The sequence below is a fragment of the Psychrobacter sp. CR212 genome (genome assembly GCF_059693765.1).
The window spans coordinates 648438-674536 of record NZ_JCATIF010000002.1 but is presented as its reverse complement, the minus strand read 5'-3'; the positions used below and the strand labels follow the sequence as shown (position 1 = coordinate 674536).

General features: G+C 44.7%; 21 protein-coding genes. 10 read left to right on the top strand and 11 right to left on the bottom strand.

Translation table 11 applies throughout. The features are described 5' to 3' along the window. Positions 1-203 precede the first annotated feature (203 nt). From dnaE to cysE, 4 genes are all read left to right on the top strand, one after another. Positions 204-3923 carry a DNA polymerase III subunit alpha gene (gene dnaE / locus AC58CZ_RS07105; RefSeq protein ID WP_494224909.1) on the top strand — a complete coding sequence of 1240 codons (3720 nt, stop codon included), beginning with the start codon at positions 204-206 and terminating at the stop codon, positions 3921-3923. Positions 3924-3993: 70 nt separating this feature from the next. Further along, the gene (locus AC58CZ_RS07100) at positions 3994-4374 is read left to right on the top strand and encodes an Hpt domain-containing protein (RefSeq protein WP_494224910.1); all 381 of its coding nucleotides are present in this window, start codon (positions 3994-3996) and stop codon (positions 4372-4374) included. Then, complete coding sequence (locus AC58CZ_RS07095) at positions 4374-5252, top strand: TrmH family RNA methyltransferase (protein WP_494224911.1); 879 nt, start codon at positions 4374-4376, stop codon at positions 5250-5252. The genes AC58CZ_RS07100 and AC58CZ_RS07095 overlap by 1 nt, the downstream gene beginning before the upstream one ends. 189 nt (positions 5253-5441) lie before the next feature. Further along, the gene (cysE, locus tag AC58CZ_RS07090; RefSeq protein ID WP_186474601.1) at positions 5442-6353 is read left to right on the top strand and encodes a serine O-acetyltransferase; all 912 of its coding nucleotides are present in this window, start codon (positions 5442-5444) and stop codon (positions 6351-6353) included. A 170-nt stretch (positions 6354-6523) separates the two neighbouring features. On the opposite strand, the gene AC58CZ_RS07085 is transcribed toward cysE, so the two are convergent. The 6 genes from AC58CZ_RS07085 to pheA all read right to left on the bottom strand — a co-directional run bounded on the left by AC58CZ_RS07085 (position 6524) and on the right by pheA (position 13655). Further along, positions 6524-7027: a 2-amino-4-hydroxy-6-hydroxymethyldihydropteridine diphosphokinase gene (locus AC58CZ_RS07085; protein WP_494224912.1), complete on the bottom strand. Its 504-nt coding sequence runs from the start codon at positions 7025-7027 to the stop codon at positions 6524-6526. A gap of 19 nt (positions 7028-7046) precedes the next feature. Then, a complete protein-coding gene (folB, locus tag AC58CZ_RS07080; protein ID WP_494224913.1) occupies positions 7047-7484 on the bottom strand; it encodes a dihydroneopterin aldolase in 438 nt (145 codons plus the stop codon). 57 nt (positions 7485-7541) lie between these two features. Then, positions 7542-8492 (bottom strand): EamA family transporter RarD, encoded by a 951-nt coding sequence (rarD, locus tag AC58CZ_RS07075; protein WP_494224914.1) that lies wholly within the window; start codon positions 8490-8492, stop codon positions 7542-7544. Between the two features lie 223 nt (positions 8493-8715). Beyond that, positions 8716-11007, bottom strand: coding sequence for a bifunctional prephenate dehydrogenase/3-phosphoshikimate 1-carboxyvinyltransferase (locus AC58CZ_RS07070; protein WP_494224925.1), 2292 nt, complete (start codon positions 11005-11007; stop codon positions 8716-8718). A gap of 222 nt (positions 11008-11229) precedes the next feature. Continuing rightward, positions 11230-12372, bottom strand: coding sequence for a histidinol-phosphate transaminase (hisC, locus tag AC58CZ_RS07065; protein WP_494224915.1), 1143 nt, complete (start codon positions 12370-12372; stop codon positions 11230-11232). A gap of 110 nt (positions 12373-12482) precedes the next feature. Further along, positions 12483-13655: a prephenate dehydratase gene (pheA, locus tag AC58CZ_RS07060; RefSeq protein WP_494224916.1), complete on the bottom strand. Its 1173-nt coding sequence runs from the start codon at positions 13653-13655 to the stop codon at positions 12483-12485. A gap of 499 nt (positions 13656-14154) precedes the next feature. Between pheA and AC58CZ_RS07055 the strand changes: the two genes are divergently transcribed. Next, positions 14155-15096, top strand: a complete 942-nt coding sequence (locus AC58CZ_RS07055; protein ID WP_494224917.1) for a transaldolase family protein — start codon at positions 14155-14157, stop codon at positions 15094-15096. 105 nt (positions 15097-15201) lie between these two features. Further along, positions 15202-15678, top strand: coding sequence for a hypothetical protein (locus AC58CZ_RS07050; RefSeq protein ID WP_494224918.1), 477 nt, complete (start codon positions 15202-15204; stop codon positions 15676-15678). 86 nt (positions 15679-15764) lie between these two features. Here AC58CZ_RS07050 and AC58CZ_RS07045 read toward each other — a convergent pair whose 3' ends face one another. Beyond that, the gene (locus AC58CZ_RS07045; RefSeq protein WP_494224919.1) at positions 15765-16331 is read right to left on the bottom strand and encodes an adenine phosphoribosyltransferase; all 567 of its coding nucleotides are present in this window, start codon (positions 16329-16331) and stop codon (positions 15765-15767) included. A 348-nt stretch (positions 16332-16679) separates the two neighbouring features. On the opposite strand from AC58CZ_RS07045, the gene AC58CZ_RS07040 reads away from it, so the two are divergent. Both AC58CZ_RS07040 and AC58CZ_RS07035 read left to right on the top strand, forming a co-directional pair. Then, the gene (locus tag AC58CZ_RS07040; protein ID WP_057759803.1) at positions 16680-16844 is read left to right on the top strand and encodes a rubredoxin; all 165 of its coding nucleotides are present in this window, start codon (positions 16680-16682) and stop codon (positions 16842-16844) included. 27 nt (positions 16845-16871) lie between these two features. Further along, positions 16872-17921, top strand: coding sequence for an alpha/beta fold hydrolase (locus AC58CZ_RS07035; RefSeq protein ID WP_494224920.1), 1050 nt, complete (start codon positions 16872-16874; stop codon positions 17919-17921). A gap of 111 nt (positions 17922-18032) precedes the next feature. Here the strand turns inward: AC58CZ_RS07035 and AC58CZ_RS07030 are convergent, their stop codons facing one another. Continuing rightward, positions 18033-19043 (bottom strand): WG repeat-containing protein, encoded by a 1011-nt coding sequence (locus AC58CZ_RS07030; RefSeq protein WP_494224921.1) that lies wholly within the window; start codon positions 19041-19043, stop codon positions 18033-18035. A 380-nt stretch (positions 19044-19423) separates the two neighbouring features. On the opposite strand from AC58CZ_RS07030, the gene AC58CZ_RS07025 reads away from it, so the two are divergent. After that, the gene (locus AC58CZ_RS07025; protein WP_494224922.1) at positions 19424-20356 is read left to right on the top strand and encodes an EamA family transporter; all 933 of its coding nucleotides are present in this window, start codon (positions 19424-19426) and stop codon (positions 20354-20356) included. A gap of 144 nt (positions 20357-20500) precedes the next feature. On the opposite strand, the gene AC58CZ_RS07020 is transcribed toward AC58CZ_RS07025, so the two are convergent. Next, the gene (locus AC58CZ_RS07020) at positions 20501-21925 is read right to left on the bottom strand and encodes a solute carrier family 23 protein (RefSeq protein WP_497413142.1); all 1425 of its coding nucleotides are present in this window, start codon (positions 21923-21925) and stop codon (positions 20501-20503) included. 548 nt (positions 21926-22473) lie between these two features. Here AC58CZ_RS07020 and AC58CZ_RS07015 point away from each other — a divergent pair. After that, a complete protein-coding gene (locus tag AC58CZ_RS07015; RefSeq protein WP_494224462.1) occupies positions 22474-23907 on the top strand; it encodes an L-serine ammonia-lyase in 1434 nt (477 codons plus the stop codon). A gap of 119 nt (positions 23908-24026) precedes the next feature. On the opposite strand, the gene AC58CZ_RS07010 is transcribed toward AC58CZ_RS07015, so the two are convergent. After that, entirely contained in the window at positions 24027-24425 is a 399-nt protein-coding gene (locus tag AC58CZ_RS07010) for a DUF4377 domain-containing protein (RefSeq protein ID WP_058024290.1), read from the bottom strand. Between the two features lie 396 nt (positions 24426-24821). Then, positions 24822-26045 (bottom strand): bifunctional glutamate N-acetyltransferase/amino-acid acetyltransferase ArgJ, encoded by a 1224-nt coding sequence (argJ, locus tag AC58CZ_RS07005; protein ID WP_494224461.1) that lies wholly within the window; start codon positions 26043-26045, stop codon positions 24822-24824. Between the last annotated feature and the right edge of the window lie 54 nt (positions 26046-26099).

Genomic DNA, 26099 nt, shown 5'->3' with positions numbered 1-26099 from the left:
GATAATTCACATCCCTCAGATTAAACCCTTGCAATCGGTGGCTGCATGCCACAAATAATGCTATTATTAACGACCCCATTTAAAGCGTATCAACATGGCTACCGAGGTCTTAACCACCTCTCGATAACACTACAAATGATTGATAATCATCCTGTATTTTATCGCTAGCTTATTTCTTTTGATCGTACTAGTAAGAGTCTTCTATGGCATTTGTACACCTTGGTATCCACAGCGAATATTCCATCACCGATTCTATCGTGCGCATCAAGCCGCTCGTGAAAGCGGCGGCAGCTGACAATCAGCGGGCGCTGGCTTTGACTGATTTGTCCAATTTATATGCCACGGTGAAGTTTTATCGTGCTTGCCTAGGCGCGGGTATCAAGCCCATTATCGGCAGCGAAGTCATTATGGATAATGAAGACACACGCCTCACCCTACTCGCGATGAACAACGAAGGCTATCAAAACATTACCCGTATCGTGTCGCTTGGGTTTACCGAAGGTCGCGCTGACCCTGTCAATCATGGCACACCTGTGATTAAACGCAGTCATATTCTAGAACATGCAGCAGGCGTCATTGTTCTACTGACCGAAAAGTCCGACGTAGGCCAAGCACTGGTTGGCTCTATGCCAGAAAAAGCCGATGAGCTGCTCACCGAGTGGCAAGCGCAATTTGGTGATCGTTTATACTTTGCCATCAAGCGTACCAATCGCTCAGGCGAGGACGCTTTTATTAGAGCAGCCATTCACTCAGGTGCCAAACACCATATCCCCATCATTGCGCATAATGATGTGCGTTTTTTGGCGCAAGAGGATTTTGATGCGCATGAAGCCCGCGTGTGTATCGCAGGCTCTTATGTCTTAGCTGATCCCAGTCGTCCGCAAACCTACTCAGATGAGCAATACCTCAAAACCCAAGAGCAAATGGCGCAGCTGTTTGCTGATATTCCGCAGGTGGTTGACAACACCTTACACTTGGCGACTCGCTGTAATGTGACCTTAACGCTGGGCATTAATGTACTGCCCGACTTCCCTGTCCCTGAAGGCGAGACGATTGAATCGTTTTTTCGGGCCGAGTCGCAGCGCGGTCTGGAAGAGCGCTTAGATAAGCTTTTTCCTGTTGAGGCCCGTACGGACAATTGGAGCGATTTCCGTCAAAGATATGACGAGCGCCTCGCCTATGAGTTGGATATTATTCTATCCATGGGCTTCCCGGGTTACTTCCTAATTGTGATGGACTTTATCCGCTGGGCGAAAGCCAATGGCGTGCCAGTAGGTCCTGGACGTGGTTCTGGTGCAGGATCCTTGGTTGCATACGCATTAAACATTACCGACCTTGATCCGATTCATTACGATCTACTATTTGAGCGCTTCTTGAACCCTGAGCGGGTATCGATGCCCGATTTCGATATCGACTTTTGTATCGAAGGTCGTGATCGCGTGATTGACTATGTGGCGCAAACCTACGGTCGTGATGCGGTTTCACAGATTATTACCTTTGGTACGATGGCCGCAAAAGCGGTCGTGCGAGATGTGGCACGCGTCCAAAGCAAATCATACTTTTTAGCCAATAAAATATCGAAGCTCATTCCCAAAACTCCCGGTATCACCCTAAGCCAAGCGCTTGAGCAAGAACCGCAGCTCAAAGACTTGATCTCTAACCCTGACAATATGGATTATGAAGATGCCATTGAGATTTGGGAGATGGCGATTAAGCTTGAAGGTGTCTGCCGAAACGTTGGTAAACATGCCGGTGGCGTACTGATTGCGCCGCATAAAATCACGGACTTTAGTGCGATTTATTGTGATGACGATGGGCACCGTGTCAGCCAGTTTGATAAAGACGATGTAGAAGCCGTCGGGTTGGTAAAGTTTGATTTTTTGGGTCTACGTAACTTAACGGTCATCAACGCAGCGGTTGAGAATATCAACTTGCGCCGTGCAAAAGAAAACGTGCCCGCATTGGTATTGGAAGATTTGCCGTTAGATGATGTTAAAGCCTATAAGTTGCTGCAAGATGCCAAAACAACCGCCGTCTTTCAGCTAGAAAGTATGGGCATGAAAAAGTATTTGGCCAAACTGCAGCCGACCAATATCGAAGATGTGATCGCCATGTGTGCGCTCTATCGTCCCGGTCCGCTTGATGCCGGCATGGTAGAGATGTATATCGACCGTAAGCACGGTCGTGAAGAGGTCATTTATGACCATCCCAATCTTGAGCCGATTTTAGAAAATACTAACGGCGTTATCGTCTATCAAGAACAGGTGATGCAAATCTCACAGGTGATGGCAGGTTATAGTTTGGGCGGTGCTGATATGCTGCGCCGCGCGATGGGTAAGAAAAAACCTGAAGAGATGGCAAAGCAGCGCGATATCTTTGTCACTGGTGCAACCTCACAAGGCATCGATGAAGTCACGTCAGGCGGCGTGTTTGACCTAATGGAAAAGTTCGCAGGTTATGGTTTTAACCGCTCGCATTCTGCGGCTTATGGGGTACTTGCCTATCAGACGGCTTATCTCAAGCAGTACTATCCTGCTGAATTTATGGCGGCAGTATTAACGTCCGATATGAACAACACCGACAATGTGGTGTTCTTTATCAATGATTGCCGTGAAAACTTTGATTTGACGGTGGTCAATCCGTCAGTCAATCGCAGCGAGTGGCACTTTGTCGCAGACACCCCAACCAATATCATTTATGGTCTTGGGGCGATCAAAGGCGTAGGTGAAGGGGCTGTCGAGTCCATCGTTAATGCTCGTCGAACGGATGGACCCTTCAAAGACTTATATGATTTTTGCCGCCGTGTGGACATCAAAAAAGTCAATAAGCGTACTCTCGAAGCATTGGTCAGTGCTGGCTGTTTTGATGACTTTGCTGCGACGCTACGACCCGACTTACCAGCCGATGAAGCTTACGAGATTCGCGGTGCACTGATGAGCCAACTGCCAAGCGCGGTGCAAGCGGCTGAGCAAGATCGGCAGAACAACGAGCTTGGCATGATGGATTTGTTTGGCGAAATGGACGGTGTTGTGGCAGCACCGCCATTCGTGATGACGCCAGAGCTGATCTGGGGTGACAAGCATCGCCTAAAAGCGGAAAAGAACACCTTAGGATTATACTTAACTGGTCATCCAATTAATGAATACTTAGATGAATTAAAGCGCTATACCTCAGGCGCTCGTCTTAATAAACTGGCAGATACTGGTTATAACGGTAGCTGCTATTTTGCAGGACTCATTATAGATATCGCTAACTTTGGCAATCGTAATGTGATTACTTTAGATGATGGCACATCGAGATTGGAAGTCAGCTGCTATGCTGAGCGTTTCAACCGTGTCAAAGAGCAACTAAAAATTGATGAAGTCGTCATTATCAAAGGCAGTATTCGTGAGCGTGATGGGCGCTTGTTTGCGCGTCTTGATAGTGCCATGAGCATGGTCGATGCGCGCCTGCGTTGGCTCAAAAAAATCAGCATCAAAGTTCATGGCAGCGATATCGACCTACTCACACGCTTGCAACCATTACTCAAATCTGCACAGGCTGATATCATACCTGAGCCACGCTTGGCTTATAATCAAGAGCAAGATGAGCTAGGCAATAGTGGTAGTAACACTTACGACCCTGCCATGGGCGGCAGTTTGTATGATGAAAATGGCAATGACTTACTGGCTCTAGAGAACGATATGAACCATGACGCAATGAATCAAAATAGCATGCCCCAAAGTTATGCAAACAATGCGCTCAGTAATACAGATACTTCTATCAATGATAACTGCTTGCCACTTGGTTTGAGCGTGTATGACGTTTATGGTATCGCAAATGTGGGACTATCCGAACATTGGCGGGTTTACCCGAACGATGATAACTTGCAACAACTGAAGACGTTAGTTAGTGAAGATAATTTACACTTTCATTACAGCTAAAATGCACAATCCCACCAAAAATCTACTATAGTAATTTGACTGCTTTAACTTTTAACAATTGGATAAAACCATGACTGACATGACGAATAATAATATGACTGGTCAGACTGATGAAGAGATTATCAATCACGAACAGTTCGAAGACATGCGTGACTTGCTAGAAGAAGATTTTGTCGAGCTGATACAAGTGTACCTCAATGACAGTCAAAAACGTGTTGCAGCACTGCGAATCGCTCAACAAGAAGATGATAACGCCAATGGCTTTGAAACCGCTCATGCCCTAAAAGGCGCAAGTGCCAATTTGGGTACGACTCAGCTGGTTCGTCTTAGCAGCCAGCTACAAGAATATTGCCGCGAGCGCCGCATCAGTGAGCAAGCAGATCTTATTGAAGAGATTGCCGCCGCATTACAACGTGCTGAACAAGAAATCAATCAAAGATTGGGACAATAATGAGTAACGACTCTTTATCATCTACTGAGCAACCCCGTACAGTGAATGACTACCTCGACTACTTACAAGTTGTGATGGTCAATACGACGTTGCCTGCTAATATCGGCTCAGCCGCGCGCGCCATGCATACAATGGGCTTGTCCCGTTTGACCGTTGTCGACCCCAAATTGCCAATTGATGAGACCAGTGTCTCTCATGCGGCAGGTGGTAGTGAGCTGCTGTCATCTGCTGTGATCGCACCTACTCTAGAGTCTGCCATTGCCGACTGTCAGCTGGTATTTGCAGCCAGCAGCCGCAGTCGTCATATGCCGCGCCCTGTTGTGACACCCACGCAAGCCGCTAAGATTATGTTTGATTTTATTGATACACAGTCGGCTTTAAGTGCAAATGATAATAACGCTGACACCTCATCAGACGCTGTTTCTAGCAAACCAAATATCGCTATATTATTTGGGCGTGAAGATCGTGGGTTGACCAATGAAGAGTTGGCTTATGCTGATTATCACATTCAAATCGACGCCAATCCTGCTTATCCTGTACTAAATGTCGCCTCAGCAGTGCAAGTCATTGGCAGCTTTATTTTTGCTTATGCTCAAACGCATACTCAGACAGCGAACAACTTATACGAGAACAACGACTCCCAATCGACAATCAACGTGAATTTGCGTCAGCAATGGGATGAGCCTGCTATCAATCAGCAGCAGCTGCAACAGCTCACTCAGCGTACTACTGACCTTATGGTACAGCGCGGTCTGGCAAATAGCGAACATCTAAAGTCATTGCCATCACGCTTGTCTAGACTTGGGTCACGCCTACAGCTTGATCAAAAAGAGTATCAGCTATTAAGTGCTTTGATTGCAAAATTATCCAAAGACTAAAACAAGTCATTGTTTATCAGCTCGCTTTCATTTGACAGCTTTTTACTATATTTTGCGGTACAAAGCTGTTATAACTTAGAAAAAATGAGCAACAATATACTCTCATCATTATTTAACCATCATGACCATAAAATAAAGACATTGCTACTTTAGCAACGCTACTTTACCGACGAATAGATAGGACGCTTTATGTCATTGCCATCCAAATTGTTCAGATCGCTTGTCAGCATCAAAAAAGATCTGAAAGAAGATATCGATGCGGTATTTAACCGCGATCCTGCAGCACGCAATAGTCTGGAAGTCATCCTAACCTATCCAGGTATCCATGCGCTCATTCTACATCGCGGTGCGCACTGTCTGTGGAATCATGAACAGAAACTGGCGGCTCGCGTCATCTCATATGGCTCGCGTATTATTACAGGTATTGAGATTCACCCTGCTGCCAAGATTGGTAAGCGCTTTTTTATCGATCATGGTGTTGGGGTCGTCATCGGTGAGACTGCTGAGATTGGCAACGATGTGACGTTGTATCACGGTGTTACTCTAGGCGGTGTGTCTTGGAATAATGGCAAACGCCACCCAACGCTAGAAGACGGTGTAACGGTCGGTGCTGGTGCAAAAGTCTTAGGGCCATTTACAGTCGGCAAAAACGCCAAAATTGGCTCGAATGCAGTGGTAGTCAAACCAGTACCAGCAGGCGCTACGATGGTTGGCAGTGCTGCTCGTATGATCTCAGATCATCACGATGAAAAAGGCAATCCCATCGCGACAAAAGTACAAGATGCCAAGCAACAAGAAAAAGTCGCGCAAGCTGGCGAGAGCGTTAAGGATCAAGCAGCTGACACCACCTCTACTGCAAAACGCACCAATACCTTTCGTGCCTATGGTATCGATCCCTATTCACAAGATCCCGTTGCAGAAGCGTTTGCTAAAATGCTCGAACACATTCAGCAATCAGAGAATCGTCTCGATCAGTTGCAGTCAGCAATGTGTGATATCGATCCTAATTTTTGTAAAAAGAAATACGATAAGCTTTGTCTAGAGGATTTAGATGTGATTGGTCGTGCTGATATCGATGCAGCAGATAACGAGCAGAAGTGAATACGAGAGTTTCAGTAAAACAAATAAAACTAGGGGGCGTACAATACATTTTACGCCCCTTAGTCTTATCTACTGCAAAAATATCAGATGTTATCAGTGTGAGTTAAAATAAGTCACCCCACTAACTGTCTATTTATTATCAATTTTTTCTCAAAACGCTATTCAAACAGCTAATCAGTAAATGTAGTTAACTCTTCAATCCCTACAATTTCATGCGCCTTGAAGGGATAACGATCGGCCATTACAATCCAATCAGATATTGATTTAGACACCAGTTTTTTGCTTAGGCTATTTTCTATAGTAGCCAATTTAATCATTAAAATATCAATATCCATCGTCACTCGCCGTACTTGATTTGGCTTAGTCTGTCGACGTCTATTACAATCACCTTCAAGCATTTTAAAGGTTTGCTGTAATTGTTGCAGACTCATCGGTGTGGTCAGTACTAGATGAATACACTGATTGGTATAGTCAGGCTTTGGCTGTTCCAAGGTTGCAGTAAAATCAGGGTTTTGAAAAGCCGTAGATAGTCGTATCTCACCCAGCGCTGCCAAACTCTCTCGAGCACGCGGTAGATATTTTTTGGCTTGATAGTTGCTACCCAGCGCTAACATCACCTCTACCACAGACTGCGCTTGCAGAGTTTGAGGTGCGCATTGTGTTAGCGTTGCCATATTCAAATCCATTGACGTTTTATGCATCATCGGCTTGGCTATCATTAACTTCTTTGGTAACGTCTTTAGTAGCTGACTCGTTAGTTGATGCTGGCGCATAACGTGTTATTTGTACCCCTACCGCATCTACTTGGGCAATAGCAGTCGGCTTAGCAATGCTCAACGTAATTTTTTGACAGTCATACTTTGCAAATATCTTATCAGAGATCTGACCGGCCAAATGCTCAAGCAGCTTTGCTTTAATCTCTTTGCACCACTCGCTCACATCATCGCATACTTCTTTATAGCTTAGCGCATCGCTGACATCATCGGACACAGCGGCACGGCTAATGTTCGTTTCAAGCGCGATATCGATCAGTAACGGCTGAGTAATGGCGCGCTCCCAATCAAACACACCAATGACCGCTTCAACTTTTAGACCTTTTATAAATACCACATCAGACTGGGTATGAAACATGCTTCCATCCTTGTTTGCTAATTTTTTGTTCGTATTTTTGATTTTTTAATTAACCGATTATAAAGCCTCTTCACGGAGACGCTCAGCCTTTAACACTTTACTTGGACGATGTCGCCACAGATCAATGCTAAATAAGAGTAACCCTAACCAAATCAAACCAAATACTGCCAGACGATGTAGATCAAATGGTTCATTGTAATAAAATACCGCTAAGAAGAAAATAAAGGTCGGCGTCAGATAATTCATAAAGCTTAAGATACTATATGCCACAAGCTTGGTCGATTTATTAAATAATAAAAGCGGTATCAACGTAATCGGGCCTGCGAGCATCAATAACCAAATGTTTGAGCTGAACCAAAAGCTTAGCTGATGGCTGACGACATCTGACTGCCAAAACCACCAAATACATAAGGGTACTAGCATGGCCGTTTCAACAAACATAGCATCGACAGCAGTCAATGGGGTTTGCCGCTGAATGGTGCCATAAGTACTAAAGCTGAATGCTAAAATCAATGATATCCACGGCAGACTACCAAGCATCACCACTTGAATGACCACAGACAGTAGTGCAAAGCCAATGGCTACCCATTGTAGCGTGCGCAGGCGCTCTTTGAATAAAATCATCGATAAGCCAACACCTACCAATGGCCCAATAAAGTATCCCAAACTGGCCTCAAGGATACGATCATGATTGACCGCCCATACATAGGTCAGCCAGTTGGTTGCGATAATTAACCCAGAGACGAGTGACAACGCGATCCATCTTGGGTTTTGTTTGAGCGTCTCTATCCACCCCCAACGCTTGGTCGCTACCAATACAATGAGTAGGCAAAAAAACGTCCAAACAATACGGTGCCCGATAATCTCTGTTGCATCATAATTGGATAATTGCTTGAAGTATAAAGGGAAACCACCCCAGATAAAAAAGGCAACAAGGGCAGTGATAATACCGCGTCTGGTTGTGGTAATCGGGGCAACAGGTTTTTTGACGACATTTTGGGTAGTCATAATACAGGACAACTTTTTAGAGCAAAGCGCACCCTCACCTAATTCTGATTATTATCAATTTAGTGGTGAAAGCGCAGGGTCACTACAGTGAAATTATAAGATAAAAAGCAATATACTCATGCCAATAGTGACATGAGTACATTGCTAACGATATTAGATTGAGCTTTTTATGGATGCTTTACAGTGCATGATTATAGGAAAATGTTGATCCGTACTCACTCATTTATTCAGCATCAGTATCCACTTGAATAGACATACCGATTTGGTTAGCCAGCTCAGCAAAACCTGGGAAGCTGGTATTGACCGTCTCAACCCCCTCAATGGTAATTTGCTCAGCAGCACGCAGACTCGCAACAGAGAAACTCATCGCAATACGGTGGTCATGATGCGAGACAATGTGGCCACCACCAAAGACAGGCTGGCTATTATTTATGTCGCCGTTCTCGGTAACAGTGCCTTTGCCTTCAATAATCAGCCCATCATCAGTGACGGTACAATCGATGCCAAGCGTCTGTAAGCCCTCTGCCATCACCGCAATACGATCCGACTCTTTGACGCGTAACTCTTTGGCGCCAGTCAAGACGGTACGCCCTTTGGCACAGCTAGCCGCGACAAACAGTACAGGGAACTCATCAATCGCTAGTGGTACGAGATGCTCTGGTATCTCAATACCGACCAAGTTTGAGCTGCGAATCGTAATATCAGCCACTGGCTCGCCGCCAACATGGGCCTCATTGCTTAGGCTAATATCTGCATTCATTAATTTTAGAATATCAATAACGCCAGTACGCGTAGGATTGATACCGACTTGCGTCAAGGTCAACTCACTATTTTGGCTAATAGCAGCGGCTACCATAAAAAACGCCGCAGATGAGATATCAGCAGGAACCGCAATATCGCCACCTGTTAGTGTGCCGCCACCGGTGACACTGATACGGTTGCCTTCTACAATTACTGGATAACCAAAAGCGGATAGCATACGCTCGGTATGGTCACGGCTGATTTCAGGCTGAGTGACCGTTGTCGTACCCTCGGCCCATAGACCTGCTAGCAGCAAGCAAGATTTTACTTGTGCTGACGCCACCGGCATATCATATTCGGTGCCTTGCAATGGCTTACCAGCGGTATCACGACCCGTAATGCTAAGCGGTGCCGTACCACTATGACCCGTACTTTGGATGACGGCACCCATCGTGCGTAACGGTGCAGCCACACGCTCCATCGGGCGTTTGTTTAGGCTAGTATCACCTGTCAACACGCTATCAAATGATTGCGCCGCCAAGATACCAGATAGCAGGCGCATGCTCGTGCCCGAGTTACCCATATACAAAGGCGTTTTGCTAGGCTTTAGGCCATTCATACCGACACCATGAATGGTCAAATTACCATTATCAGGGCCCTCAATCGTGACACCCATATCACGAAATGCTTGCAGCGTTGCAAGGGCATCTTCCCCTTCCAAGAATCCAGTAACGTGGGTTACGCCTGTGGCAAGACTGCCAAGCATAATGCTGCGATGCGAGATAGATTTGTCACCAGGAATGGCAATGGTGCCAGAGACAGTATTGCTAGGGGTAATATTATAAGAAGCTGACATGGCAGAAGTATCCGTATAAGGGGTGCTGGCTAACATATGGCCGAAATGTCGCCGTGCGGCTTGCGCGCGGCCCAAAAGTCCCATCAGGGCGGTTGAATCTTTATCAATGATGAGCTGGCGCATGGTTTGCAGATAGACACCATACTCATCAAGGGCGCTCACAATGGCGCTTTGATTGGCAAAAAATATATCATGCCACATTTTAGGGTCGCTTGCGGCGATACGCGTAAAATCGCGGAACCCACCGGCAGCATAACGAAACATATCTAAATTATCATCGTGGCTTGCCAATTGCTCAACCAAGTTAAAGGCAAGCAAATGCGGCAAATGGCTGGTATGCGCCAGTATACGATCATGGTGATCAGCTGGCATAGACATCACATTTGCGCCTACTGCTTCCCACAATAGACGTAATCTTGCGATTGACTTTGTATTGGTAGTCGGTAGTTCGCAGACAATGACGCTATGGTTGACAAACAAGCTGGCGCGTCTGGCATGATACCCTGAGTTTTCAGCCCCAGCAATCGGATGCGCTGGCACTAGACCTACCGGCAACGAACCAAACACCGCTTTGGCCGCGTCAATGATATTGACTTTGGTACTACAGACATCGGTTAAGATACAGTCAGCGACAAGCTGTCCGTTATCCATTGCCTGTTTGATATCTACAAACACTGCTTGTACTGCCTGTACAGGCACTGCAATGATAATTAAATCACTACCGCTTATGACGTCTTGTAGGTTTGCACTACCAGCATCAAGCAGACCATGCTCGATAGCTTCTGTAATACTTGGTGCATGCCTATCGACTGCGACCAGACGCTCACTTAAGCCATTATCTTTAATAGCTTGCGCGAAGCTAGCACCAATGAGCCCAAGTCCAATCACACAAACTTGTTCGAATATAGGTCGATGCATATTTAAAGAGGGCTGAAGATTGTTTTTTTTCTGACGACTCACGGCTTTTCTCGTTGAACGTGCTCGGATAAATTTCGGTAAATCCCAGCGTTATATAAGTTAATGGCTAGTTAAGATCACTTCTTACTAAATAATACCTTTGATCAAAACATATCGATGGATGTGATGAGGACATGTCCCTATTTTAAAAATGGTGATAAACGTTTGAATTGGGGGCATGCTCTAGTCTTCACTGAGAATAGAACGCAAAGTATCAATCAAACGTAAATTGTCCTCAGCCACACCTACCGTAATGCGTAACCAGTTTGGCAGCCCATAAGCGCCCAATGGCCGAACAATAACGCCTTGCTCAAGGAGTGCTTGATGGATTGAAGCGGCAGTTATATCTTCCATCTCAACCTGCACTTCAACCATAATGAAATTGGCATGCGACTTCACAAAACCCAACCCCAATGTATCAAACTGCTTTTCTAACCAACGCATTTGCTCATCATTCATCTGGCGCGTTTTTTCGATAAAATCTTGATCAGCAAGTGCCGCAGCGGCAGCAGCTAGGCCTACACGGCTGACATTGAATGGCTGACGAATTCGGTTCAATAACTCTGCAACAGCTACTGAGCTTAAGGCATAGCCCACACGTAAACCTGCTAACCCATAAGCTTTAGAAAACGTACGCACAATGATGACATTATCAAACTCATCTAACAATGCGCGGTTGTTACTCTCAGGGCTATACTCGATATAAGCTTCATCCAATACAACCAAGACTGAGCTTGGCACACTGGCAACGAACTGGCGCAGCTCTTTTTGCTCTAACTGCGTACCCGTTGGATTGTTCGGATTGGCAATAAAGACGATTTTGGTATTCGGATTATCTTGTACCGCTTGGCTCATGGCTTTTAGGTCATGACCAAAGCGTTGAGCAGGCACCTCAACATCCATCGCGCCTTGCATCTTTGCCAGCATAGAGTAGACCACAAACGCATACTGACTATAGACGATAGCATCATCAGCACCCACAAAACTACGTGCCAAAATATCGAGCAAATCATCAGAGCCATTGCCAAGCGTGATCTGCTCGACCTTGACATCATTAAAGTCAGCCAACGCTTGCTTCAGATAATAGCCATTGCCATCAGGATAACGCGACAATTGACCCAACTGCTCAGTGATGGCTAGTGTCACTCGCGGCGAGCGCCCCATCGGGTTCTCATTGCTAGCCAGCTTCACCACATCTGAGACACCATATTCGCGCGTCAGCTCTTCAATTGGTTTACCTGTCTGATAAGGTGCCAACGTCAGAATACTGTCATAAGCTGGCGTTAATGGCGATAGGTTTGATGCTGTCAATTGATCAGGCTGCATGGTTTATCCTTGGAGGTTATCACTAAATGCGATCGCCCATCTATTAGGTGTCAATCTCGTAGGTGTCAATCTCGATAGATAAACAAGCTAATAGATGAGCCAATATATCTCTACAATACTGCTTTTGGATACGAGCCTAAGATGCGCAGATCTTTTACCAATGGGCGAATATCGTTGATAGCGGCGCTAACATTTGGATCATTGATATGACCGTTCATATCAATAAAGAACACATATGCCCACTTATTAGGACGCTCAGGACGTGTCTCGATACTGGTCATCGAGACGCCGTGATATGATAACGGTTTCAAGATCTCGATCAATGCACCAGCTCTGTCATGGGCTGAGACCACGATGGAGGTTTTGTCTTGACCAGAAGGCGCAATGGCCTCATGTCCGATGATAAGGAAACGAGTGGTGTTGCTTGGATTGTCTTCAATGTTTGAGTAAAGCTTATGCAAGCCGTACTCTGCAACCGCAACGTCGCCAGCGATTGCTGCTGAATGCCATTCGTTTTTGAGGCGACGCGCCGCTTCACCATTGCTTGATACCGCAACGCGCTCCACATTAGGGAAATTCACATCTAGCCAATGACGACACTGCGCCAATGACTGCTGGTGCGAATAAATACGGCTCAAACCATCAAGCTTAGTATGCTCAGCGACCAAGAAGTTTTGATGAATCGGTAGCTCAACTTCACCAATAATTTTTAGCGTAGAAGATAAAAATCCGTCCAAAGTATGATTGACCACCCCTTCTGAAGAGTTCTCGACAGGGACAACGCCATACATCGCCGTGCCCGCTTCAACTTCACGAAATACATCGGTAATGGTCGTCATTGGCACAGTATCAGCAGCTTTGCCAAAATGCTTTAATGCAGCGGCATGGGTAAAGGTGCCAACTGGTCCTAAGAAAGCAATACGCTGCGGCGCCTCTAAGTCTAAGCATACTGACATGATTTCACGGAACAAACGCGCCATCTTTTCGTCAGCGATTGGACCCGTATTACGCTCCATAACCGCTTTTAACACCTGTGCTTCACGCTCAGGACGATAAAAGATAGGATTGGTATTGTCATCAGCGGCCGTGTGGTTTTTCTTTACCGCTGCTACTTGTTGCGCCAGCTTGGCACGATTATTGATGAGTATTTGGATTTCGCAGTCGACCGCATCAATGTTTTGGCGAATATTATCTAAAAATTCTTTTTCAGTTGCGGTGTCGCTAGCGCCTGCGGCGGTTTGATTTAGATTATCCATGGTTTGTTCTGGTGACTGCTCGCTCATTACCGCCCATCCTTTTTAGATTTTATCACTGTTAGGTATTATTAATATTTAGATATGAATATCTGCTAAATTTCACTATGTTTTTTAAATGCTTCGACTATCTCTATATACCGATAGTGCTTGAGAGTGTCATTATGAAGTCATTGGTAAATAGCGGTCAATGACCAAAACTATTTTAACCATCATCCAAAAGCAGTCTATCAGAAACATCGCGCGTCATTGGCGTTCTCTGGTATTACTGCTATATTGGTCGCCAAGTACATAAGACCAACGGATGACCGGCTCTACTATAGCAAAAACTCGAGTCAGTGCCCATTCGTAAATAGTGATAAGTCAGCAAATTATTATTAATATTATCACAGTTAAGTGATATGACAGTGGCGCATAGCACAACTATGAGCAAACACACGTAGAAAACTGTGTTACAGTTTCCATTCAGCTCCCTACCCTGCGATATATAAGAGGAGCACCATATCATTAATAAGAAAAAGGATATCTGATGAGCGCATTACAACAATTACGTACCATGACGACCATTGTCGCTGATACTGGCGACCTTGCTGCTATTGCCCGACTAAAACCTATCGATGCGACCACCAATCCAAGCCTCATCACCAAAGCCCTCATTCATCCTGATAACCAAGGTATGCTATCAGAAACCATGAGCCGCCATAATGGCGATGTAGATGCAGTGATTGACGCCCTGACCATTCAAGTTGGTTGTGATATTTTGGCGCTTATTGAAGGGCGCGTTTCTACCGAAGTCGATGCGCGTTTGTCTTATGATACTGGGGCGACGATCGATAAAGCCTTAGCTTTTATGGACGCTTATCAAAAAGCTGGCATCGACTCAGAGCGAGTATTGATCAAAATGGCAGCAACTTGGCAAGGCATTGAAGCGGCGCGTTATCTTGAAACTCAAGGCATCCACTGCAATTTGACCCTATTATTTGGTCAGCATCAAGCAATCGCCTGCGCAGATGCGGGCGTGACGCTCATCTCTCCTTTTGTAGGGCGTATTTTGGACTGGCAAAAACGCCAGCAAAACCGCCAAAATGTACCGGCTTCTGAGGATATGGGCGTACAATCTGTCAAACTTATTTACCAATACTACAAGCAGCATGGCTATCATACGCAAGTCATGGGGGCGAGTTTCCGCTCAACTGAGCAGATATTGGCACTTGCAGGTTGCGATTTGTTGACCATTGCGCCCAACCTAATCGATGAGCTGGCAGCCATGGATATTGATGTGCCTCGTCAGTTATCGCCGAGCATGTCCATGGATATGCAAGCGATGAGCCAAGTGAGCTTGACGCATAAAGAGTTTAGCGCGGCCTATCAGCAAGACACAGTCACACAAGATCTATTACCAAAAGGTATTGATGGTTTTATTGGGGCACGTGATGAGCTTGCTCAGACATTAGCGGCTCTGCGCGAGTAATAAAGTAGACACAGCCAATACTCATAACGCACAAAAGATATTTGCCTGCCCATAGTAAGTTGGCTATCATGAGCGACTTCAAATACCAAGAAGCAAGGCTTAAGTATGAAACGGCTATCAATGTTATTGGCAGGCAGTGTTTTAGTGACCAGCGCCCATGCAGTCAATTGGGTGGAAGTGACTAAGAGTAACTCTGGATCGACGTTTAGCTTAGATGTAGACTCTATCGAACACTCTGACATCAACATCATAGACGAAAAAAACGTCGAAAATATCACAGTCTCTATGCTGAAAACCTACCCTACATTAAAAGAGACACAAAAAGAAAAAGGGACAGACACAGGCACAACAAAAGAGAAAAGTATTCATCATAGCGATCAGCAATTACTGATTTCATGTAAAGACTTCAGCTATTATAAAAGGGCTTACGTCGATTATAATGCTGATAATAAAGTCCTCAAATCGTGGCAATCAGAAAAACCCATTCTGACCACCAAGGACTTTATTATCACCGTACCAAAAAGTGTTGGTCGCACGCTGATCGAGTACGCCTGTAAAAGCTATGAGCAAAACAAATCGTAATATCATTAGACTCACCACAAAAAAAGCGCCCTGATGATTTTCAGGGCGCTTTTTTATACTCTATAAACTTTCTTGAACAATCAGACTTACGCCTTTAATACCGTATAGACAGGTACTGGGAACTCGCCATGTAGCTCAACCAAATCTAATAAAACTAATGCACCGACCACCGTATGATTTGCCGATTGGCATAGCTCATAAGCGGTCGTCAATGTGCCTCCAGTCGCCAAGATATCATCGACCAGTAGCACACGTTCAGGTGGCAAGTTGTTTTGCATCTCAAGCGTATCTTTGCCATACTCAAGCGCATAGGCCTTATTGGCAACAGGTGGTGGTAGCTTACCTGGTTTACGTAGTAAAATCATACCCTTACCCAAGCGCCCTGCCAGCATACTTGCAAATACAAACCCACGCGCCTCTACAGCCCCTAAGCAATCCACCTCATCCATCAGCCCCTCTGGCAACGCGGCAAGCAGCGCATCAATGACAGCATCAATATGACTGCGCAGTAACGGGGTAATATCATAAAAATCAATGCCAGCTTTTGGAAAGTCTGGTACTGTGCGAATAATCTGCCAAAACGGATGGTCTGTATTGAGCATCGTAGTCGTCTCATTTTCGGTAGTGGCAGATGTGGCGGCGTTAATACTCATGAAAACCCTTAGCTTGTGTGTTTATATGGCTTGGACAATAGTTAGACACTGATAGATCAGCAGGCAATTATGGCTGACAGTGTCAATTTAGCGGCCGTTATTATAGCATGATTGGCTTTTTTGTGGCGGCTTATAGCCCAAGATCGTACTTCGCTTCGGTACGATGGTTCAGATGATGGACTTGATAAAAGCCAATTTCATCTCAATATACAAGTGTAAACTTAACTATGAAAATAACGGTTATATGCTAAACTACGTGCGCTTTTACCGTCTAATATAATGACTGTAATACGAAATATAAGCGTTTATGACGCACTGTGACACTGGTAATGATCGATAGGACTATTTATGAAACGTTATGAATGTATTGTCTGCGGCTGGATCTATGACGAAGCGCTTGGCTGCCCTGAAGAAGGTATTGCCCCTGGCACCAAATGGGAAGACATCCCTGATGACTGGACCTGCCCTGAGTGCGGTGTCGGCAAGCTTGATTTTGAGATGCTTGAGCTGTAGTAGATGACCCTCTAATTAGGACACTTCATGACAACATCAAATGACATTAATAGTGCCAAATTGCCGGAAACGTCAGATACCAGTTTAGACAATACTCTAGACTTTTACCCTACTCCTGAATGGCAACGGTTTGGGGAGCATCAGTGGCGCGACTCCGATCTTAGCCAACACCTTCATCAAGCGATGATTGATATTGGTGATGGTATAGAGTTGTGTGTCGAAGCGGGTGGCAACCCTAATAATCCGCCGCTCCTGATGATCATGGGGCTGGGTTCGCAAATGATATTTTGGCCAGACAATTTTATTAAGCGCTTTATTGATGCTGGTTTTTTTGTGATCCGTTTTGACAATCGTGATATTGGCCTGTCTTCTAAAGTACAGATCGAGGGCCTACCGCGTATCAACCAGCTCAAAATGATGGTACGCCTACAAACGGGTCTATCGAACAAAAGCACTCAGGTGGCTTATAACTTGACTGACATGGCAGAAGACACCGCCCGTTTGATCAAGGCGCTCAAGCTTAGCAAAACGCATCTGCTTGGTGCCTCTATGGGCGGGATGATTGCTCAAATTGTGGCGGCACGTTATCCAAGCTTGGTGCAGCGTATGGCGCTTATGTTTACCACGACCAATCGAGCATTTTTAAAACCGCCAAGACCTAAGCAGCTATACACCCTTATCAATCGTCCAGAGAGCCACTCTGAGCGTGATATCGTACGCCATAGTGTCTGGTTTATGAAAACGGTTGGCACACCAGGTCACGTCAATGTGCGCATGGTGCGTGAAATTGCCAAAATTCGCTATCAACGCAATTTTCACCCTCTAGGTACGGTGCAGCAGCTCAATGCTATCTTGGCATCAGGTTCTATCAGCCGCTTTAGTAAGCAAGTCAAAGCACCAACGATTGTCTTACATGGTAGCGCTGACGGACTGCTACCGGCGTCACAAGGTCGAGTGGTGGCAAAAACCATTCCTAATGCCAAGTTTCATTTAATCGAAGGTATGGCGCATGATATTCCAGAATATTATCAGCCTTATATGGTCGATTTGATTAGCAATCATTTGTTAGAAAAATAGCTATTCGCCTATAGTCACACTAGCCATAAAAAAGAGTGTATACCCTATCGATAACGAATAGGGTTTACACTCTTTTTCATTGTATACCAATTATAGATTATGGATATAACGCTAATCGCAGCTGACACCTGTGCCTTCTTTATTGATGCACATTTTATTGCCGTTCTTTAAATTGCCGATCCATGCCTTACCACCTGTAAATACAAATGAGGGTTGACCCTTATAATTATCATCAGTTAATACCCCATCATTAGTGAAGCGAAAAGGAATCACTAGCTCACCGCCCAGATTAACAAAGCCCCACTCCTCTCCGATACGAACGCCCGCTAATCCTTCAGAGAATGGACGGACTTCATCGAACGAATAGGTAATCATCGTGACGTCGTTGTCGTCAACGAAGCCCCATTTTCCATCTTGCTGACGTGATTGTAATGTCGTAAAACGTGTAGGTGCAGGTTGTCTTGATTGTGATGACGTATTGTTAGTAGAAGCTGTGGATTTTTTAGCCGACTGACTCTTATCCTGAGCATTTGGATCACGCGTTGCATTACCATTTTTATCTAACCAACTTATCGCACTGTTTTTACGGACGCGCGCTCTCCCATTACGATAATCATCGATCTCGTCAATCGATGCTGAAAACGAGACAACCGTGCTGTTGGAGGTATTGATAACACCGTAGTTACCATCTTTTTTTACGACGATACGTCCTTCAGATACTGGACGCGCCCACCCTTGATTTCCTGTGAGCATATCGTACATTGCAGGCACGACTTCGCGTCCCTGCATATTGAGATAACCGACCCGACTGTTGCGCAATACAGGTAGTAGCCCGCCCGATATCTTGTCGGCATCGACTTTTTGATAGCGTGATAAATCAACGACCCTTTTACCTTTGCTGTCAATCAGAGCGACTGGCGCACCAAAATCTTTGATTGCTAAAAAATAGCCGCTAGTAGACGTACAAGAGACGTTTTTATAGTAGCTTTTGGGGAGCTTGCAACCAGCCGCTTGGGCGCTAGGCATTAAAAAAAATGCACTAGAGACGATACCTATCGCAAAGCCAAATTGCGATATTTTTAGAGGCAAACAAGAGGTCACATTTGGTTGTATTTTTGACATAAAATGTCGGAGCATAAGCAAACCTAGGCAAATAATATAGATTGTTTGATATAGCGGTTGATGACTGGTGATTTTATGAGTACTAGACTAACAAATTGCAATATCAGAGCCAATATCATTCCTGTAAGGATGTGACTCGATTATATAAGCGCTGTTGTACAAGCATTATTGTGTGAGTAAGGTTACAAGATGGTTCTACTGCCTACGAGACTTTTTCGTACTATTTGGTTTAATAAATTATCTATAGCAACGATCTATCTAATAACCAGAATAAATTTTGGTTTTGCCATTTTATTTTTTGCTTAAAACCACGACAATAGGGCTTTGGCTAACCCTCACATTGGTCTAGGACCATAAGAATAATAATATAAGGACGTTTTATGGCGACTGCTTCTTCACGCGCTGCCCCTATTGGCCTAGTTATCGGTTGTATTATCTTCGGGCTGGGCAGTCTGATTGTCGCTCACGTCGATATCGGTGGCTGGGCGATGTCATTTTGGCGACTGGCCATTTCAGGTATTGTCTTTGCGATTTTAGCCAAGGTGATGCGCCAACAGATGCCACAATCAAAACGTGCTATTTTTTATGGTTTATTGTCAGGTGCATTTTTAGGATTAGACTTGGCGCTTTGGCACGAGAGCATTTACGCTGTGGGTCCTGGTATTTCGACCCTGCTCAATAGCTTACAAATCTTCTTTTTAGCTGCCATTGGTTTTTTATATTTCAATGAGCGCCAATCTGTCGTGCAGATCATCAGTTTATTTTTAGCGATGCTGGGCGTTGCAATGATAGGCAGTCCTGAATTTGCACACAATTCAGCGGCCACTTGGGGATTTGTCACGGGTATTGTGTCAGGAGCAATGCTAGCCGCGTCGATGACTTTTATTCGAAAGACACATGATACCGAACCGACACCGATATTTATGCTGATGCAGCTAATTAGTATCGGTGGCGTCTTAGCGATGATTGTGCCTATGTTCATATTCGATACAGGTCATATCTTGCCCAACACATGGTCTGAGATTGGTTGGGTGCTTATCTACGGCACAGTGATGCAGTGTTTGGCATGGGGTCTGATTGCTTATTCTATTCCTAAGTTGTCTCTGGCACTGACTGGTTTGTTACTATTAACTGAGCCTATTGCAGCACTTGTCATTGATTATAGCTGGCTGGACAAACCTATCAACAGCTTACAATGGGGCGGCGCCTTGTTAACCATGTTTGCTATTTATTTAGGGTCACTAAAACCAAAACCACGCGCCCTACGCCGCTATCAATTTTTTTCAAGGTTTTATAAGCGAGACTATAAGTAATTAAGTAATATTGATACGATTACTTAAACTGCCATTCAACAAAAAGCGCCCATGCTACAGATAGCATGGGCGCTTTTTTTTAAAGGATATATGCTTTTACTATTTTTATTCGATAGACTCAAACTTTAATCTTATCAGCATTACTTATTTAACGTCAGAACTTTTATTAAATAAAGCATTCAACACGATAGCGGCTAAAGTGGCAGTACCAATACCACCCAAATCAAAACCACCTAAGTGCAAGCTAAAGTTACCTGTACCCATGATTACGGTCACTGCCGCGATGATCAGATTGCTGTTTTTACTAAAATCAATGTGGCTGTCGATCCAGATTTTTATCCCAGCGATCGTGATCAGACCGAAAACGACGATAGAAGCGCCGCCCAATAAAGCCGCTGGTATCGTTTGGATAATGGCACCAAATTTTGGTGATAACCCTAATATAATAGCGACCACACCTGCGACGACAAATATCGTTGTGCTATATACTTTGGTGACCGCCATCACCCCGATGTTTTCAGCATAGGTAGTCACACCTGTACCGCCAAATCCTGCTGAGAAAGTCGTTGCCAAGCCATCGGCAAAAAATGCTCGGCCCATATAAGGGGTCACGCGAGACTTGGTCATACCTTCCACTGCCTTAAAGTGACCTAAGTTTTCAGCGACCAAAATAAAGGCGACAGGCGCAATGAGAATAATAGCACTCATCTCAAAGCGCGGGGTATGAATGCTAGGCAGACCAAACCATGAAGCCGCAGCGACTGCGCTAAAATCAATTGCCGCACCAAAACCTAGGATATTGGTCATCACAAAATAAGCGATGTATGACAATACCAAACCCACGAGTAGCAGTAAACGACGTAACATGCCACGGGTAAACACAGCCACCCCACTGATGAGTAGTACGGTCAACGTGGCCATCCAAGCATCAAACTGATTGGCAGATACGCCCTGAATAGTGACTGGCGCTAAGTTAAGACCGATAATCATAACAATGGCACCGGTGACGATAGGCGGCATCAAGCGCTCAATCCAGCCAGTACCGGTTTTCATCACCAATAGGCCAATCAACGCATAAATGATACCGCAGGCCATGATACCGCCTAGCGCGACATTCAAATTATCATTGAACCCTGCCCCTGCATACGCAGTTACCGCAATCACTGGACCAATAAAAGCAAAGCTTGATCCCAAGTAGCTTGGCATACGCCCACCAGTGATCATAAAGAACATCACCGTACAGATACCAGACATCAAAATGGCTAAGTTAGGGTCAAATCCCATCAATAATGGCGCAAGGACGGTCGCACCAAACATGGCAAATGTATGTTGTATACCAAGTAATACACTCTTTGACGGTGGCAGATAATCATTGATACCCACTGGATCACGATCCAAATCACCTTTGTAAGGTCGCCATGTCGGAAACCAGCGACCATTTTCAAAATCTGGATTGTGCGGATAACTGATGGCTGCTGAATCAATACCTGCAGCTTCCAATGCATTGTGAGCTGACTGATTTTGAGCGCTGTTGTCTGAAGCTGATGATGGGTCTTTTTGAGATGGCATGCGCGCGTGTCCTATGTGAGCTGAGGTAATAGGCTAAAATAATGGAAAAAGTAAAAACGGTGCGAAATTGGGAGGATAGTAGCGAACGCGATAGAAGTCGTAAACAATATAAATAAGCACTATCGTCTTCTATCGATAATATGTCATCCCAATTCATTCATTTATGTTGTAATATGACAAACCAAAAGTATTATTTGGTATGATAGCCAGTTCTTGGCTGGTTGTATTAGATCACTATGTATAACCAAAGATACTGTATGATCAAAAGCACGTTTGCTCTTCTACCAACCAGCCTACTTAATAGCGGTACTGACTTACAGGATGTTACATAGTCGTTGACTCCGAGCATGATAGCGGAGTTTCAAAATAAATAAAAGTGATTATTCAGTCACCATCTGTACTCTTTAATAGCAATATTTTTATAGACGGTCGCTCACAAGTCTTCTGCAGTGGGCCTTGAGAGTGACGACTGCCTATTATATTTTCAATAAAAGCGCTCAAGGCAATCAACAGGATTGTTCAAGCCTTTGAATTTTCGGTAACTCATTATGATTAGTATTTTTGATTTATTTAAAATCGGCATTGGTCCATCGAGCTCACATACAGTGGGACCAATGGTGGCAGCCAATTTATTTTTAGCCTCATTGACCAAGCAAATGGAACTGACGGCTATCGCAAAGATTGAAATCGAGCTTTATGGTTCTTTGGCGGCGACAGGAAAAGGGCACGCAACAGATACTGCCATATTGTTAGGGTTACTTGGCCATACACCTAGCACCATCGATACACGTATGACCAGCAGCTATCTTTCTCCTATTTTTTCTGGCAAGACATTAAATGTGTCAGGTATTCACACAATTGCATTTGATACAGAGCAGGATATTTATTGGTACGACGATACTTTCCTGCCCTATCACCCTAACGCACTGACGCTTCGTGCTATATCGACTGACGGTACTCGTTATCAGCAGACCTACTATTCGATTGGTGGTGGTTTTGTCATCAATAAAGAAGATGCCACCGATCCAGATGAAGATCATGCCAGCCCAACGATCGATAGCGTTCCTTATCCTTTTAATAATGCAGCAGAACTACTAGAACAATGTCGTCAGTATGATTTGAGCATCAGCGAATTAGTACTGGCCAATGAATGCCACTTCCATGACAAAGAAGAAGTATTTGCCTACCTAGATAGCATTTGGGAGGTCATGCAAGATTGTGTTAAACAAGGCTGTGAAAATGGCGGTATTTTGCCAGGTGGCTTGGATGTCAAACGCCGCGCACAAGATTTGCACAGGCAACTGTCTGCGGAAAAAGACCAACCTATCACCAAAACTGATAAATTAGCCGCCATGGATTGGGTAGACTTGTACGCGCTCGCCGTCAATGAAGAAAACGCCAATGGCGGCAAAGTTGTGACCGCACCCACCAATGGCGCAGCAGGTATTATTCCTGCAGTATTGCACTACTATCGTGATTTTTTACCTAACTATAGCCAAGATGGTGTCCGCAAGTTTTTATTGAACGCCACCGCTATCGGTAGCCTAATCAAGCAAAACGCTTCCATCTCTGGTGCTGAAGTCGGCTGCCAAGGCGAGGTTGGATCGGCATGTGCGATGGCAGGTTCTGCATTAGCAGAGATCATGAATGGGACACCAGCTAAATGTTTAAATGCGGCAGAAATCGGTATTGAGCATAATTTAGGTCTAACCTGCGACCCTATTGGTGGACTGGTGCAGGTGCCTTGCATCGAGCGCAATGCCATGGGGGCGGTCAAAGCTATCAACGCAGCACGTCTAGCCTGTAGAGGAAATGGCCAGCACTTCGTCTCTTTGGATAAGGCTATAGAAACCATGAAGCAGACAGGTGCTGATATGTCTGATAAATATAAAGAGACCGCTCGTGGTGGCCTAGCTGTCTATGCTGATAATAGAATCCCTACTGCGACGCGCGGCGTTAGTGTTAACTACAGTCAATGTTAATGTAATTGATAAATGTTACCTTTAACTACGCTATCTCATCATAGCAGCAGATATCGTATCAATAAAAAGGCCGCTATATATTAGCGGCCTTTTTATTAGTTGTATACTTTCAAGCTGTACTATTCAGCAGTTTTTGAAACGACTTCGTTTAAAATCCAAACTGGTTTGACCACATTAGAGCCTTCAGCAGTGACTGCTTCTTGGCGTACATCTAATACATAACGGTAGTTTGGCTCATAAGTGAAGCCTTGAATGTTACCACTTAAAGTGGTGTAGTTTTTCTGATAAGTTTGGCGATACTGTAGGCACTGTGATTCAACCATCGTACCGTCTGTTGCAGTCAGGTCACAAACTGCTTTACGCGGTGCGATTTCTACTTCAAAACTTGGAATATTTACCACTTTGACGTTCATAGGCTGTCCTTCTACAACCATTGTACGCTCATTGTCCATGTCCATAGTAGAACAACCAGTAAGAGCAAAAGTTGTCATCAATGCTGCAAGTGCTAATCTTTTCATTATTCAATCCTCAGATAATTGGTAATAATTCTTTATTTTCTATCTAAATTTATTATTTTAAAAACTCTACTGCATTTCTTCATACAACAAAGCTTCTTTCTACCATGATGATATTTAGAGTCACGCTAATTGAAATCTCTAGCCAGCTTTACTAGCGTTGTAGTGAATATCATCTGTTCACCCCAGCAAGTATAGGTCGCAACTCACCTTACTCTCTATGACTGCTTTGTAAAGTAACGTCAGCTTTTGCAACTGATGTTAATAAAGCGTATTGAATAGCAGAGTAATTTGATAACAGCTTGGTATTAGACACAAAAAAGCCAGAGCAATAATTACTCTGGCTTTTTATAAATAGATTTAAAAAATCTGTCAAGATTGAAGCTTTTAAGACCGTTTCTAACTGCGATAGTCAGCGTTTATCTTGACATAATCGTATGACAAATCGCAGGTATACACCGTATCGCTAGCATTACCACGAGCCAGATCAATGTGAATGGTAATCTCAGCGCGGCTCATGACTTTTTTACCTGCTTCTTCTGTATAGCTGGGCGCGACACCGCCATTTTGACAAATCATCACCTCATCTAAATACACATCAACTTGCTCGGTGTCTAGGTCGTCAATACCAGCATAACCGACTGCCGCCAAGATGCGCCCCCAGTTTGCATCACTCGCAAAGAATGCCGTTTTTACCAGTGGTGAATGCGCCACAGCATAAGCCACATCGCAGCACTCTTGCGTGGTCTTCCCGCCAGTCACTTTAACCGTCATAAACTTGGTCGCCCCTTCACCGTCACGGACAATGAGCTGTGCCAAACGTACAAACACTTCGCGCAGTGCATCAAAAACGGCCTGATAATGCGGATGCGCTGGACTATCAATCACCTCTGAGCTGGCAGCACCTGTCGCAATCAATACGCAGCAATCATTGGTTGATGTGTCACCATCAACAGTAATACGGTTAAACGACTGCTCATTGATAGCGCTTAGCATCTCTTGCAATAAGTCGGCCGCGATATTGGCATCGGTTGCGACATAACCCAGCATAGTCGCCATATTTGGACGTATCATGCCTGAGCCTTTTGACATGCCAGTGATATGATAGCTAGTACCTGCAACGTCGACTTTTTGGCTAGCAAGCTTAGGGATAGTATCTGTCGTTCGGATACCATTAGCAGCAGCCAACCAGTTATCAGAGGCTAAGTTTGCTAGCGCATCGTCTAAACCTGCAATGACCGCGTCACTATTTAATGGCTCGCCAATCACGCCAGTAGAAAATGGCAGTACTGTATTAGCCTCTACGCCAGCTTTTTCAGCCAAGGCTGTACAAATTTCAGTAGCGCGGCGTTTACCATCAGCGCCCGTGCCTGCGTTTGCATTACCTGTATTGGTTACCAGATAACGCGGACTAGCCTTGGTAAAGTGCTCACGTAATATACGTACAGGCGCGGCGCAAAATGTATTTTTAGTCGTGACAACTGCGGTCGAGGCCTGTTCAGCGATTTCAATCACGACTAAATCATCACGATTTTTATAACGTACGCCCGCGGCAGTTGCGCTCAGCTTAATGCCATCAATGGGATAAATAATATCAGGTACTGCTACGTTTCCAACAGACATAGTAAAATCCTTATTTTTCAATTTTTATCGTTGTTTTTAGAGGTAATGTGATAA

Bases quoted from the DNA above. Each gene is read 5' to 3' on its own strand.
- dnaE (WP_494224909.1), top strand. From the start codon at position 204: ATGGCATTTGTACACCTTGGTATCCACAGCGAATATTCCATCACCGAT.
- AC58CZ_RS07100 (WP_494224910.1), top strand. From the start codon at position 3,994: ATGACTGACATGACGAATAATAATATGACTGGTCAGACTGATGAAGAG.
- AC58CZ_RS07095 (WP_494224911.1), top strand. From the start codon at position 4,374: ATGAGTAACGACTCTTTATCATCTACTGAGCAACCCCGTACAGTGAAT.
- cysE (WP_186474601.1), top strand. From the start codon at position 5,442: ATGTCATTGCCATCCAAATTGTTCAGATCGCTTGTCAGCATCAAAAAA.
- AC58CZ_RS07085 (WP_494224912.1), bottom strand. From the start codon at position 7,027: ATGGCAACGCTAACACAATGCGCACCTCAAACTCTGCAAGCGCAGTCT.
- folB (WP_494224913.1), bottom strand. From the start codon at position 7,484: ATGTTTCATACCCAGTCTGATGTGGTATTTATAAAAGGTCTAAAAGTT.
- rarD (WP_494224914.1), bottom strand. From the start codon at position 8,492: ATGACTACCCAAAATGTCGTCAAAAAACCTGTTGCCCCGATTACCACA.
- AC58CZ_RS07070 (WP_494224925.1), bottom strand. From the start codon at position 11,007: ATGCATCGACCTATATTCGAACAAGTTTGTGTGATTGGACTTGGGCTC.
- hisC (WP_494224915.1), bottom strand. From the start codon at position 12,372: ATGCAGCCTGATCAATTGACAGCATCAAACCTATCGCCATTAACGCCA.
- pheA (WP_494224916.1), bottom strand. From the start codon at position 13,655: ATGAGCGAGCAGTCACCAGAACAAACCATGGATAATCTAAATCAAACC.
- AC58CZ_RS07055 (WP_494224917.1), top strand. From the start codon at position 14,155: ATGAGCGCATTACAACAATTACGTACCATGACGACCATTGTCGCTGAT.
- AC58CZ_RS07050 (WP_494224918.1), top strand. From the start codon at position 15,202: ATGAAACGGCTATCAATGTTATTGGCAGGCAGTGTTTTAGTGACCAGC.
- AC58CZ_RS07045 (WP_494224919.1), bottom strand. From the start codon at position 16,331: ATGAGTATTAACGCCGCCACATCTGCCACTACCGAAAATGAGACGACT.
- AC58CZ_RS07040 (WP_057759803.1), top strand. From the start codon at position 16,680: ATGAAACGTTATGAATGTATTGTCTGCGGCTGGATCTATGACGAAGCG.
- AC58CZ_RS07035 (WP_494224920.1), top strand. From the start codon at position 16,872: ATGACAACATCAAATGACATTAATAGTGCCAAATTGCCGGAAACGTCA.
- AC58CZ_RS07030 (WP_494224921.1), bottom strand. From the start codon at position 19,043: ATGTCAAAAATACAACCAAATGTGACCTCTTGTTTGCCTCTAAAAATA.
- AC58CZ_RS07025 (WP_494224922.1), top strand. From the start codon at position 19,424: ATGGCGACTGCTTCTTCACGCGCTGCCCCTATTGGCCTAGTTATCGGT.
- AC58CZ_RS07020 (WP_497413142.1), bottom strand. From the start codon at position 21,925: ATGCCATCTCAAAAAGACCCATCATCAGCTTCAGACAACAGCGCTCAA.
- AC58CZ_RS07015 (WP_494224462.1), top strand. From the start codon at position 22,474: ATGATTAGTATTTTTGATTTATTTAAAATCGGCATTGGTCCATCGAGC.
- AC58CZ_RS07010 (WP_058024290.1), bottom strand. From the start codon at position 24,425: ATGAAAAGATTAGCACTTGCAGCATTGATGACAACTTTTGCTCTTACT.
- argJ (WP_494224461.1), bottom strand. From the start codon at position 26,045: ATGTCTGTTGGAAACGTAGCAGTACCTGATATTATTTATCCCATTGAT.